Annotated in this window: 10 protein-coding genes and 1 pseudogene; 8 read left to right on the forward strand and 3 right to left on the reverse strand. The window is 66.0% G+C overall.

Features of this window, described 5'->3' with window-relative positions:
- Positions 1-71: 71 nt before the first annotated feature.
- Together DIE12_RS02820 and DIE12_RS02825 are read right to left on the reverse strand one after the other, a co-directional pair.
- Positions 72-296, reverse strand: a pseudogene (locus DIE12_RS02820) (integrase core domain-containing protein); the annotation flags it as partial.
- Positions 297-345: 49 nt separating this feature from the next.
- Positions 346-1266 (reverse strand): LysR family transcriptional regulator, encoded by a 921-nt coding sequence (locus DIE12_RS02825; protein ID WP_124519962.1) that lies wholly within the window; start codon positions 1264-1266, stop codon positions 346-348.
- 312 nt (positions 1267-1578) lie between these two features.
- Between DIE12_RS02825 and DIE12_RS02830 the strand changes: the two genes are divergently transcribed.
- The 3 genes from DIE12_RS02830 (at position 1579) to DIE12_RS02840 (ending at position 5327) form a co-directional block, all read left to right on the forward strand.
- Positions 1579-2520: a hydroxymethylglutaryl-CoA lyase gene (locus tag DIE12_RS02830; RefSeq protein WP_124519882.1), complete on the forward strand. Its 942-nt coding sequence runs from the start codon at positions 1579-1581 to the stop codon at positions 2518-2520.
- Between the two features lie 7 nt (positions 2521-2527).
- The gene (locus tag DIE12_RS02835; RefSeq protein WP_124519960.1) at positions 2528-3679 is read left to right on the forward strand and encodes a CaiB/BaiF CoA-transferase family protein; all 1152 of its coding nucleotides are present in this window, start codon (positions 2528-2530) and stop codon (positions 3677-3679) included.
- 208 nt (positions 3680-3887) lie between these two features.
- On the forward strand, positions 3888-5327 hold the full coding sequence (locus DIE12_RS02840) for an MFS transporter (protein ID WP_124519881.1): 1440 nt from the start codon (positions 3888-3890) through the stop codon (positions 5325-5327).
- A gap of 186 nt (positions 5328-5513) precedes the next feature.
- On the opposite strand, the gene DIE12_RS02845 is transcribed toward DIE12_RS02840, so the two are convergent.
- Positions 5514-6527: a LacI family DNA-binding transcriptional regulator gene (locus DIE12_RS02845; RefSeq protein WP_124519880.1), complete on the reverse strand. Its 1014-nt coding sequence runs from the start codon at positions 6525-6527 to the stop codon at positions 5514-5516.
- A gap of 234 nt (positions 6528-6761) precedes the next feature.
- Between DIE12_RS02845 and DIE12_RS02850 the strand changes: the two genes are divergently transcribed.
- The 5 genes from DIE12_RS02850 to DIE12_RS02870 all read left to right on the forward strand — a co-directional run bounded on the left by DIE12_RS02850 (position 6762) and on the right by DIE12_RS02870 (position 13076).
- Entirely contained in the window at positions 6762-7916 is a 1155-nt protein-coding gene (locus DIE12_RS02850; protein ID WP_124519879.1) for an ABC transporter ATP-binding protein, read from the forward strand.
- A 63-nt stretch (positions 7917-7979) separates the two neighbouring features.
- Positions 7980-9218 (forward strand): ABC transporter substrate-binding protein, encoded by a 1239-nt coding sequence (locus DIE12_RS02855; RefSeq protein ID WP_124519878.1) that lies wholly within the window; start codon positions 7980-7982, stop codon positions 9216-9218.
- 70 nt (positions 9219-9288) lie between these two features.
- Complete coding sequence (locus DIE12_RS02860; RefSeq protein ID WP_124519877.1) at positions 9289-10206, forward strand: carbohydrate ABC transporter permease; 918 nt, start codon at positions 9289-9291, stop codon at positions 10204-10206.
- 11 nt (positions 10207-10217) lie between these two features.
- The gene (locus DIE12_RS02865; RefSeq protein WP_124519876.1) at positions 10218-11069 is read left to right on the forward strand and encodes a carbohydrate ABC transporter permease; all 852 of its coding nucleotides are present in this window, start codon (positions 10218-10220) and stop codon (positions 11067-11069) included.
- A gap of 36 nt (positions 11070-11105) precedes the next feature.
- The gene (locus tag DIE12_RS02870; protein WP_124519875.1) at positions 11106-13076 is read left to right on the forward strand and encodes a beta-galactosidase; all 1971 of its coding nucleotides are present in this window, start codon (positions 11106-11108) and stop codon (positions 13074-13076) included.

A 13076-nucleotide genomic window follows, 5' to 3' on the forward strand; every position in this document is an offset into this window, starting at 1 on the left:
TGGGCGGCCGGCCTGGCGTCGCCCGCCCGCACAAGCGGCGCATTCCGGCAAGGACCCGCCGCAGGCACGTCAGCAGCATTTCCGAGTTGCCTGTAGTAGTTTGCGTCGGCTTCAGCGGGCGGAATGGAGCCGAGCGGCTCCATCAGCCGATGATGGTTGTACCAGGCCACCCATTCCAGCGTCGCCAGTTCAACGGATTCTCGCGTTTTCCATGGGGCGCGCCGATGAATCCGTTCCGTCTTGTACAAACCGCTGATCGTTTCGGCCAGCGCGTTATCGAAGCTGCCGCCACGCGCCAGCCAACGATGCGACGGGCGAGCACGTCGATCGCCAATGCCACGGTCGTTATTCACCGACCTTCGTTTCCGACTCGGCGCGTTTCGCTAGATGTTCGACCATTCTTTGTGCTGCGGGCTGGATAGTGTCAAAGGTCTTGAAACAGACGACGAAGCGGCGCCGGGCCCATGAATCGGTGAGGGGGATGACCCGTACGCCGAGCGACTGCCGGTAAGCGGCCGCAACTTCGACAGGGATGACGCTGATCCCCAAACCGGCGGCCACGACGCGAAAGGCTGCGTCGAAACTCGACACGATCACGCGATACGACACGGTCCGGCCCCGATCCGCGGCTGCTCGCCTGAGCATCGTGTGAACGGCCGTGGCGGGCGGCAGTCCGACGTGATCGAAGTCGAGCGTGTCGTCGAAACCGACCGATTGAAGCCCGGCAAGCGGATGCTCCGGGTGCACGGCGAGCGCCAGCCGATCATGCCGATATGAACGCGCCTGCAGTCCTTGCAAGTCGACGTTGTCCCAGCACACGCCGACCGCAGATGCTCCTTCGCGTACCTGCCGGACGAGGTCGCGCGACAGGCGCTCTTCGACGTCGACCGTGATGTTCCGGTTGGCGGGGTCGCGCATGAACGATGCGATGTCGTCCAGTAACACTTCCGCGATCGCGGACGCCGACGCGCAGATGCTCACGCGCCCCTGCAGCCCGTCGCCGATCGCGATGACGTCGGCCGCGATCCGGTCCATCGTGAACAGCATGCTGCGCGCATGCTCGAGCAGCGCGACGCCGGCCGGCGTGGGCGTAACGCCGCGTCGCGACCGTGTCAGCGCCGGCGCGCCGAGGTCGCTCTCGAGCTGCGCGATGCGCTTGCTGATCGCCGAAGGCTCGATATGCGCTTCCTTCGCGGCTCGCGCGATGTTGCCGTGATCACACACGGCCACGAACAGTCGTAGTGTCTTGAGGTCGAGGTCGCGCATCGGTGCTGTCTCCATGAGTCGATACGTTCCGGGTCGGAAGTTTTCTGCCCGTTTCGGCCGGTATCCGTGTTCTTCGGGAACGTCGGAAATTACCACGACGACGTCCCGCCGGCGCGCCGTGCGGGTTTTCTTCAGAAGATTTCGTGACGACGGCCGGCCCGTTCGCAACGCGGACGCGGCCACATTTCTGAGATTCCGTTTCGGAACGTTATAGCTTCCAGATCGATACTTTACGTCGCTTTTGGAATCTATAGAGTAAGGGCTATCGCCGGCGTGCAATGACCGGCCACAGATTGCGGAGACAGCAACCCCATGCCTTCTTTTCCCTCCCATGTCGTGATTCGCGAGGTCGGATTGCGTGACGGCCTGCAGAGCATCCAGACCGTTCTGCCGACCGAGCGCAAGATCGAATGGATTGCCGATGCGTACGCAGCCGGCCAGCGCGAGATCGAAGTCGGTTCCTTCGTGCCGGCACGGCTTCTGCCGCAACTTGCGGATACGGCCGAGCTCGTCGCCTACGCGAAAACGCTACCGGGCCTCACCGTGTCGGTGCTGGTGCCCAACCTGAAAGGCGCGCAGCGCGCCATCGAGACTTGCGCCGACTTGTTGCTCGTGCCGGTGTCCGCGAGCCGCGAACACAGCCTCGCGAACCTGCGCAAGACGCCCGACGAAGTGATCGCCGAGGTTGCGCATATCCGCGCCGAGCGCGACGCCGCCGGATCGACGACGCTGATCGAAGGCGGCATCGGCACGGCATTCGGCTGCACGATCAAAGGGCGCGTCGAACCGGACGAAGTCTTGCGTTGCATGCAGGCGCTGCTCGATGCGGGCGCGGATCGCGTCAGCATCGCCGATACGGTCGGCTATGCGGGGCCAGCGGCCGTTCGTGACCTGTTCGAGCGTGCGCGTCGCATTGCAGGCGAGCGCTTCTATTGCGGCCACTTTCATGACACGCGCGGCCTCGCGCTCGCCAACATCTATGCCGCGCTGGAAACCGGTGTCGCGCGTTTCGACGCGACGCTCGCAGGAATCGGCGGGTGTCCTCATGCACCGGGCGCAAGCGGCAATGCGTCGAGCGAGGACCTCGCGTTCATGCTGGACGAGATGGGCATCGACACCGGTATCGACCTGACGGCGCTGCTGGTGCTGCGCGCCAAGGTCGCGCGCTGGCTCGACGGCGAAACGCTGCATGGCGCGCTGTGGCGTGCCGGTCTGCCGAAAACGCATCTTGCATCGACAGCGCTCAATGCCTGAGGACCTCATGGAAACCAACGCAAGACTTCCGCTCGACGGTGTGCGCGTGATCGAGTTTACGCACATGGTCATGGGGCCGACGTGCGGGATGATCCTCGCGGATCTCGGCGCGGAGGTCATCAAGATCGAGCCGCCCGGCGGCGACAAGACGCGCAAGCTGCCGGGCCTCGGCATCGGCTTCTTCCGCACCTTCAACCGCAACAAGAAGAGCGTCGTTCTCGACATCAACACACCGGAGGGCAGGGACGCCGCGCTCGCGCTGATCGGCACGTGCGACGTGATGCTCGAGAACTTCCGCCCGGGCTTGATGACGAAGCTCGGTCTCGACTACGACACGCTTTCGAGTGCGTTTCCACGGCTCGTCTACGTGTCGCACAAGGGATTCCTGCCCGGCCCCTACGAGAAGCGTCTCGCGCTCGACGAAGTCGTGCAAATGATGGGTGGACTGTCGTACATGACGGGGCCGGTGGGCCGGCCGTTGCGTGCGGGAACATCGGTCAACGACATCATGGGTGGCATGTTCGGCGCGATCGGCGTGCTGGCCGCGTTGCGCGAACGGGATGTCACCGGACGCGGACAGGAGGTACAAAGCGCGCTCTTCGAAAACTGCGTGTTCCTCTCCGCGCAGCACATGCAGCAGTATGCAATGACGCATGAAGCGCCGCCGCCGATGCCCGCGCGCGTGTCCGCATGGAGCGTGTATGACGTGTTCACGCTTGCCGACGGCGAACAGCTGTTCATCGGCGCCGTTAGCGACAAGCAGTTCGTCACGCTGTGCGACGTCCTCGGCCGCCCGGATCTGCCGGCGGAGCCGCGCTTCGCGAGCAACGCATTGCGTGTGGCGGTTCGGCCCGAATTGCTCGAAGCGCTCGGCGCCGTGCTCAAGGACCATCGTGTCGACGAACTGATGCCGAAGCTCGAGGCCGCGGGCATTCCGTACGCGCCGATCGTGCGACCGGAGCAGCTGTTCGACGACCCGCATCTGAAGGCCAGCGGCGGACTCGTGCCGATGGAGACCGACGACGGCACGATGACCGATGTTGTCTTGTTGCCGCTGACGATGGGAGGTCGGCGGCCGGGCGTACGGCAGGCGCTCGCTCGGGTCGGCGAACACACGCACGAGATTCTTTCGCGACTGCGCGGACGAGCGAGCGCATGACCTTCCAGGCGCACTCGCGAAAGCGGTGAGGGAACCGACGGACGAACAGGTTGCGAACCTGCTCGAGGACAGATCCGCCGAGGTGTCGTAGGGAAACACAGTTGAACAACGCGCTCCACGCATGACGTGCGCGGAGCGCGATACACCGGCAGACGGACCACGATCCAACAACAAGGCCGTCGACATTTGCCGTATCCAGGAGACATACATGCATTCCACCGCAACCGCGGATTCCCGTCCGCACGATCAACTCGTCGTCAACGTCGACAACTCGCCGGGTGCCGCAATCGCCGCGCGTATGGATCGTCTTCCGATCACCCGCCATCTATGGATGCTGGTGCTGCTGATCTCATTGGGTGGCTTTTTCGAAGTCTACGACCTGATCTTCACCGGCTACATCGCGCCGGGCATGACGAAGAGCGGGGTGCTGCAAACGACCACGCACGCGTTTTTCGGCTTCACCGGGATCGCCGGCTTCATCGCCGCGACGTTCGCCGGCCTGTTCGTCGGGACGTTCGGACTGGGCTGGCTGCCCGATCGATACGGCCGGCGCTCGGTGTTCACGGTCTCGCTGCTCTGGTATTCGGTCGGTTCAGTGATCATGGCCTTCCAGACCACCCCGGAGGGGATGATTTTCTGGCGCTTCATCACCGGCATCGGCGTCGGGGTCGAAATCATCACGATTGACAGCTATGTGACGGAGGTTGTGCCACAACACATGCGAGGCCGCGCGATGGCGTTCAACCAGAGTGTGATGTTCGCGGCGGCTCCAGTCGCCGCGATCCTGTCGTACTGGCTCGTACCGACCACGGTGTTCGGTATCGAAGGGTGGCGCATCGTGGTGCTCGCAGGCGCGGCCGGCGCATTGCTGGTGTGGTTCATCCGGCGCGGTGTGCCTGAGAGCCCGCGGTGGCTCGCCATACGCGGAAAACTCGACGAGAGCGACGCGATCGTGCGGAACATCGAGGCGATCGTCGAGCGTCAGTCGGGGCGGTCGCTGCCGCCCCCGTCGCAGGTCGTGGTGCAGCCGAAGCATCGACGTGCATCGCTTGCGGAGTTGTGGCAGCAACCGTATCGATCACGCATGGTGATTCTGATTGTCTTCAACTTCTGCCAGGCGATCGGCTACTACGGTTTTGCGAGCTGGGTGCCGACGCTGTTGATCAGCCAGGGCATCACGGTCACGAAAAGCCTGCTCTATTCGTTCATCATCGCGTTCGCGTTGCCGATCGGGCCGCTGCTGGCGATGGCGGTCGCCGACAGGATCCAGCGCAAATACCTGATCGTTGGCGGTGCGTTGATCGTGATCGTATCCGGGATGGCGTTCGCACATGCCAGGACGATGGCACCGCTGATCATCCTCGGTGTGTTGATCAGCTTCGCCGGCCAGATCATCTCGGTCTGCTATCACGCGTACCAGGCAGAGTTGTTCCCGACAGCGATACGGGGCCGGGCCAACGGCATCGTGTATTCGGCCAGCCGGGTCGGTGCGATGATGTCGGGCTTTCTGATCGCATTCCTTCTCCGTGATTTCGGCGTGCCAGGGGTATTTGCCGGCATCACGGCATGCATGCTGATGGTCGCGGTGTCAATCGGCCTCTTTGGACCGAAGACCAATGGTGTGCGGCTCGAGGAACTGAACCACTGACCAGTCACGATTATCTCGACAACCGCGACGCGTACAAGGGCACGTTGCGGTTTGATGGATCGAAGATCGGTCCGGCATGGGGATCTTGCCATCGCCAGGCCGACGATGCCAAGGCCGTCAAGTGGCAGCCGGTGTTCGGCGACGATTGGCCGGCGAACCGATAGTTCCGGCGTCCGAATCGAACCCTCACCCCCGCGCCACCCCCGTCGACTCCCGCACGACGAGCTCCGGCGCCCCGATCGTATGCACGGCGGCAGCCGGTTCGATCCCGTCGATCATGTCGAGCGTCAGCGCGATCGCCCGCGCGGCGATCTGCGACGTCGGAAACCGCACCGTCGTCAGCGCGGGGCGGAACTGGTGCGCGAGCTGGATATCGGTCATGCCGATCACCGACAGATCGGCCGGCACGCGCAGGCCGAGATCGGCGGCCGCCTGCATCGCGCCGATCGCCATCAGGTCGTTGGTCGCGAACAGCGCGGTGAGGCCGGGCTGCGCCCTCAGTAACGCAGCAGCCGCTTCGTAGCCGCCTTCGATCGAATCGTGCGCCGACACGGTCGTCAACGCGTCCGCCGGATGGCCGTGTGCCGCGAGTTCGTCGGCGAAGCCGCGCAGCCGCACCGACTGCGGGCCGCCCGATCCCCTGCCGACGAGCGCGCCGAACGCGCGATGCCGCAGCCCGGACAGGTGCGTGGCCGCCAGCGCCCCCGCCGCCGCGAAATCGACTGTCACGCACGGCAGCGTGCGCGACGCATGCACGTGCTCCCACATGCACAGCACGATCGACGCACCGTGGCGTGCGATGTCGGCCAGCTCGGCTTCGGCGAGGTCGGTGTTCATCACGATCGCGCCGGCGGCGAGCGTCCCCGCGATCCGCTCGAGGTAGTTGCGCGTGATGGCCGGATCGTCGTCGGTATTCGACACCAGCAGGTAATGGCCGCGCTTGCGCGCCTCGCGCTCCGCGGCCAGCACGAACTCCGGATAGAACGGGTTCGTGATGTTCGACAGCATCAGCGCGAGCGTCGACGTGCGGCCCTCGGCCAGCGCGCGCGCGGTCAGGTTCGGCCGATAGCCGAGTTCGCGGATCGCGGCCATCACGCGTTCGACGGTCGCCGGCTTCACCTTCTGCGGATTGCGCAGCACGTTCGAGACGGTCGCAGCAGTGACGTTCGCGCGCTGCGCGACTTGCGCGAGCGTCACCATGCGCGGCCTGCAGGTGGTCGGGAGAAGAGGCGCGGCGGAAGCGAAGCGGGGGAGTGTCTGCTCATATTCTGGGAGTGCGTCCCACTAGTTGCACAAGGACAGGCGATACGCTAATTTCTCGGCACATCAGATCAAGGAGACGACATGGTACGGCGAACCGGGCGAATTGCACCACTGAAATTTAAGCGATTAAATTTCTCGATCCGTAGCGCCTGACCGGAAGAGGAGAGCGCGATGACCGCCATTTCATTGAAGGACGTCTCGAAGCGCTACGGCGACCATGCGCCGGTGCTGCGCGACGTGAACCTCGAGATCGCGTCGCACGAGTTCTGCGTGTTTCTCGGTCCGTCGGGGTGCGGCAAGTCCACGCTGTTGCGAATGATCGCCGGGCTCGAGGACGTGACCGAAGGCGAACTGCGGATCGGCGGTGCGCGCATGAACGACACGCCGCCCGCCGAGCGCGGTGTAGCGATGGTGTTCCAGAGCTATGCGCTGTTTCCGCACATGACCGTGTTCGACAACATCGGCTTCGGCCTGCGCATCGCCGGCACGCCGAAGGACGAGGTCCGCCGCCGCGTGACCGAAGCCGCGCGCGTGCTGCAGCTCGACGCGCTGCTCGATCGCAAGCCGAAGGCGTTGTCGGGCGGCCAGCGGCAGCGCGTCGCGATCGGCCGCGCGATCGTGCGCGAGCCGCGCGTGTTCCTGTTCGACGAGCCGCTGTCGAATCTCGACGCGACGCTGCGCGGCCAGACACGCGTCGAGATTGCCCGCCTGCACGCACGCTTCACGCAATCGAGTTCCGTCTACGTGACGCACGACCAGATCGAGGCGATGACGCTGGCCGACCGGATCGTGCTGCTGCACGCGGGCGACGACGTCGCGCGCTTCGGCAGCATCGCACAGGCCGGTGCGCCGCTCGAGCTGTATCACCGGCCGGCCAACCGCTTCGTCGCGGGCTTCATCGGCTCGCCGCGGATGAACTTCCTGCCGGCGGTCGTCGAAGCGGGCGATGCGCATGGCTGCCGGCTGCGCCTGGATGGAACCGGCGAAACGCTGACGCTGCACGATCGGCCGTTGCCGCGCCACGTCGGCAGCGGCGCGCGCGTGACGCTCGGGATTCGTCCCGAGCATCTGACGGTCGCCACGGCGGGCGATGCCGACCTGCCGGCGATCGTGCGTGACGTCGTACTCGTCGAGCAGCTCGGCGAAGCCGCGTACGTGCATCTGGACCAGCCCGGCGGCGTGCCGCTGCTCGCGAAACTGCCGGGCCAGGCCGCGTTGCGGCGCGGCGAACGGCATGCGTTCCGCGTGTCGCCATCGTGCTGCCACCTGTTCGACGAGGCCGGCATCGCGTTGCCGGCCGTCCACGCCGAAGCGGCGTTCGCGTAGCGGCGCACTGCCGACCCGCCGCGCGCGACGCGGCACCCATCACACCAATACCAGGAGACAACGATGAGACTTCGTGCGAGCCGATTGCTGCTTGCCTTGACGACTGCCGCCGCGCTTGCCGCGGGGGCGGCCGACGCGGGCACGCTGAAGGTGAACGTCGCCGCGCGCGGCAACCAGCGCGCGACGTGGCAAGCCGTGTTCGACCAGTTCCGCAAGGCGAATCCGGACATCGACCTGAAGGTCAGCTACGTGGGCGAGGAGGCGTACAAGGTGCAGATGTCCGGCTGGCTCGCGACCGATCCGCCCGACGTGCTGAGCTGGAACAACGGCGAACGGCTCGCGTACTTCGCGAAGCGCGGGCTGCTCGAGGACCTGAGTTCCGACTGGCAGAAGAACGGCTGGAACGACACGTATGCGGCCGTGAAGCAGTCGTCGACCTACGGCGGCAAGCTCTATAGTTTGCCGCTCGGCTACGACGCGTATGGGTTGTTCTACCGCAAGGACCTGTTCGAGAAGGCCGGCATTCACGGCGAGCCGGCCGACTGGGCGCAGTTTCTCGACGCGTGCCGCAAGCTGAAGGCGGCGGGCATCGCGCCGGTCGCGGTGGCCGCGCGCGATGCGTGGACGCTGGCCGCGTGGTTCGACTACCTCGACCTGCGGATCAACGGCTACGCATTTCACCAGAAACTGATGGCCGGCGACGTCGCGTATACCGATCCGCGCGTGCGCGCCGAATACGCGGCCTGGAAGAAGCTGATCGACGACAAGTATTTCATCGACAACGCGCTGTCCTACGACGTCGATTCGCTGAGCCCGCTGATCGTCAACGGCCAGGCCGCGATGACGCTGATGGGCACCTGGTATTCGGCGGGCCTGCTGAGTGCGGCGCGCAATCCGATCGGCTTCTTCCGCTTCCCGGTGATCGATGCGTCAGTGCCGCTTGCGGAGGACGGCCCGGTCAACGTGCTGATCGTGCCGGCGAAGGCGCACAACAAGACGGACGCGCGCCGCTTCCTCGCGTTCATGGGGCAACCGGCCGTCAGCGGCGAGTTCGCGAAGGGAATGGGGCAACTGCCGTCGAACAACAAGGCGCCCGAGCCGCAGGACCCGATCTCGAAGATCGGCTTCCGCACGCTCGCGACGACGCCCGGCGGCATCGCGCAGTTCTACGACCGCGACATGACGAAGGAAATGGCGGACGAGGGGATGAAGGCGATGCAGCAGTTCCTGTCGGACCCGACGCAGCTCGACGCGATCCTGCAGCGCCTCGATCAGGCCCGCAAGCGGATCTACCGGAAGTAGCGCGCCATGCGGCCGGGCCGGCGCATGCCGGTCCGGTCCTTCGTTGCCACCGTTCGCAGAAGGTCACCTCATGTCAACCAGCCTGTCCGAAAGCGCCGCGCGCCGCGAAGCCGGCCCGCAGCGGCATGCGCGCGCGTCGCTCGCGCGCCGGCGCAACCGCGCAGCCCTGTGGTTCGTGCTGCCGGGATTCGCGCTCTTCACCGTGTTCGTGCTGTATCCGATCGTCAGCAGCATCTGGCTGAGCGTCCATCACTGGGACGGGATGACGCCGATGACGTATGCCGGGCTCGACAACTATCGCGAGCTGCTGCAGTCCGATACGTTCTACGTCGCGCTGAAGAACAACGTGCTGTGGCTCGCGCTGTTCCTCGCCGCGCCGCCGCTCGGCCTCGCGCTCGCGCTGTACCTGAACCAGGACGTGTTCGGCATCCGGCTCGTGAAGTCGCTGTTCTTCGCACCGTTCGTGTTGCCGGGCGTCGTCGTCGGCCTGGTGTTCTCATGGTTCTACGATCCGACGTTCGGGCTGCTGAAGCTGATCGTCGGACACGGGATCCCGGTGCTCGGCGATCCGCGCTATGCGACCTACGGCGTGATCGTCGCCGCGCTCTGGCCGCAGATTCCGTTCTGCATGATCCTCTACCTGACCGGGCTCACCGGCATCAACGGCGAGATCGTCGAAGCGGCGCGGATGGAAGGCGCGCGCGGCTTCACGCTGCTGTGGCACGTGATCCTGCCGCAATTGCGGCCGGCGACCTTCATGGCGGTGGTGCTGACCGTGATCGGCGCGCTGCGCAGCTTCGACCTGATCTCCGTGATGACGGGAGGCGGCCCGTTCGACAGCTCGACCGTGCTCGCGTACTTCATGGTCGACCAGGCGATCAAGTACTACCGCGAAGGCTATTCGGCCGCGATCGCGGTCGTGCTGTTCGCGATCATGCTCGTCTATATCGTGTGGCAGCTGCGCAAGCTGGTGCGCGTCGAATCCTAAGGATCACCAACATGTATCCGATGCCCGTGTCCCGCTGGGGACGTCCCGCTCGCCTGCTGTACCGCCTGTCGCTGCCGTGCGCGCTCGCGCTGTGGCTCGTGCCGCTGCTCGCGGTGCTCGTCACGTCGATCCGCTCGACCGACGAGATCACGGCCGGCCATTACTGGGACTGGCCGAAGCAGTTCGCGCTGCTCGACAACTACGGCACCGCGCTCACGCAGACGCCGATGCTGCATTACTTCGCGAACAGCATCCTGATCACGGTGCCGTCGGTCGCGGCATCGATCCTGCTCGCGTCGCTCGCGGGGCACGCGCTCGCGAACTACCGGTTCCGCGGCAATCTCCTGCTGCTCGGGCTGTTCGTGGCCGGCAACTTCGTGCCGATCCAGATCCTGATGATCCCGGTGCGGCAGATCATGCTCGGCGTCGGCCTGTACAACACCGTGTGGGCGCTCGTGCTGTTCCATACCGCGTTCCAGACCGGCTTCTGCACGCTGTTCCTGCGCAACTTCATCCGCGAGTTGCCGTTCGAGCTGATCGAGGCCGCGCGCGTCGAAGGCGCGTCCGAATGGGCGATCTACTGGCACGTTGTGCTGCCGCTGGTGCGCCCGGCGCTCGCGGCACTCGCGATCCTCGTATTTACGTTCGTGTGGAACGACTACTTCTGGGCGCTGTGCCTCACGCAAGGCGACGACGCGGCGCCGATCACCGTCGGCGTCGCCGCGCTCAAGGGGCAGTGGACGACCGCCTGGAACATCGTGTCGGCCGGCTCGGTGCTCGCGGCGCTGCCGTCGGTCCTGATGTTCTTCGCGATGCAGAAGCACTTCGTCACCGGGCTCACGTTCGGCGCGACCAAGGGCTGACCCGTCCCATCCTCTTTCATCTGCAAGGAATCCACGATGCATCTCGGCGTTTGCTATTACCCCGAACACTGGCCGCGCGAACAATGGGAGCGCGATGCGCGGCGGATGGCCGAACTGGGCCTGACCCGCGTGCGGATCGCCGAATTCGCGTGGAGCCGGATGGAGCCGGAACCCGGCCGCTACGACTGGGTGTGGCTCGACGAGGCGATCGACACGCTCGCCGGCCAGCAGCTGAAGATCGTGCTCGGCACGCCGACCGCCGCGCCGCCGAAATGGCTCGTCGATCGCCATCCGGAGATCCTGCCGATCGGCGCGGACGGCGCGGTGTGGCAGTTCGGCTCGCGTCGCCACTACGATATCGCGAGCCCCGTGTATCGCGAGCACTGCGTGCGCATCGTGGACGCGATGGCGCGGCGCTACGGCGCGCATCCGGCGGTGATCGCATGGCAGACCGACAACGAGATCGGCTGCCACAACACGCTGCCGAGCTATACGCGTGCGGCGCTCGAAGGTTTTCGCGCGTGGCTCGCGGTGCGCTACGGCGATATCGGCGCGCTGAACCGCGCGTGGGGCAACGTGTTCTGGAGCATGGAGTATCGCGGCTTCGACGAGATCGAACTGCCGCGCCATACGCCGACCGATGCGAATCCCGCCCATCTGCTCGACTTCCGCCGCTATCAGTCGGATGAGGTCGCGCGGTTCCATGCCGTGCAGGTCGATGCGATCCGCCCGCACGCACCGGGCCGCGACGTGCTGCACAACTTCATGGGCTTTTTCACCGAGTTCGATCACTATGCGTTCGCGCGCGGCGGCCTCGACGTGGCCGCGTGGGACAGCTACCCGGTGCCGCGCACCGAAGTGCTGCCGCTCGACGAATCCGACAAGCGGCGCTGGGCCCGCACCGGGCACCCGGACGTGTCGGCGTTCTCGCACGACCTGTATCGCGGCGTCGGCAACGGCCGGATGTGGGTGATGGAGCAGCAGGCGGGGCCCGTCAACTGGGGGCCGTACAACCCGGTGCCGCACGCCGGCGCCGTGCGGCTATGGACGTGGGAAGCGTTCGCGCATGGCGCGGAGCTCGTATCGTATTTCCGCTGGCGGCAGTATCCGCATGCGCAGGAGCAACTGCATTCGGGGCTCAACGCGCCGGACGACCGGCTGTCGCCGGGCGGCCACGAAGTGGCGCGCGTCGCGCGTGAACTGGCTGCGCTGGATCCCGGGTGCTTCGCGGATTCGGAACCTCCGGCGCGCGTCGCGCTGCTGTTCGACTACGAGGCGGACTGGATGATCCGGATTCAGCCGCATGGCGCCGACTTCGACTATCAGCAACATGCGTTCGACTGGTATCGCGCGCTGCGCGAACTCGGGATCGACGTCGATATCGTCGCGGCCGGTGCGGACGTGTCGCGTTATGCGTTCGTCGTCGCGCCGACGCTGCCGGTCGTCACGGATCGCATCGTCGAGCAGGCCGCGCGTGGCGATGCGCAGTGGCTGTTCGGGCCGCGCACGGGTTCGCGTACGGCGGCATTCGCCATCGCTCCGGGCCTCGCACCCGGCAAGCTGCGTGACGTGCTGCCGGTGCGGATCGGCCAGGTCGAATCGCTGCGGCCGTCGCTCGCCCCGCGCGTCGCGTTCGACGGCATCGACGGCCACGCGCTGAAATGGCGCGATCACGTCGATATGGAATCGATCACCGGTGTCGACGTGCTCGCGGTCTGCGACGACGGCGTGCCCGCACTTGTGCGGCGCGGCCGCGTGACGATGGCGACCGCCTGCTTCGATCGCACGCTGTTGCGTGCGATCGTCGGCCGCTGCGCGCGCGACGCCGGACTGCCGGTGCGTGCATTGCCGGACGGCGTGCGCTTGCGCCGGCGCGGGCGCGTCGTATTCGCGTTCAACTACGGCGACGCAACGTGCACGCTGCCCGCGCCGGACGGTGCGCGTTTCGTGCTCGGCGGCCGCGAACTCGGCGCGGTCGACGTCGCCGCATGGGTCGAGCCGGACTGA

Origin of the sequence: Burkholderia sp. Bp9015 (assembly GCF_003853505.1) — a bacterium.
In the GTDB taxonomy this organism is placed as follows: domain Bacteria; phylum Pseudomonadota; class Gammaproteobacteria; order Burkholderiales; family Burkholderiaceae; genus Burkholderia.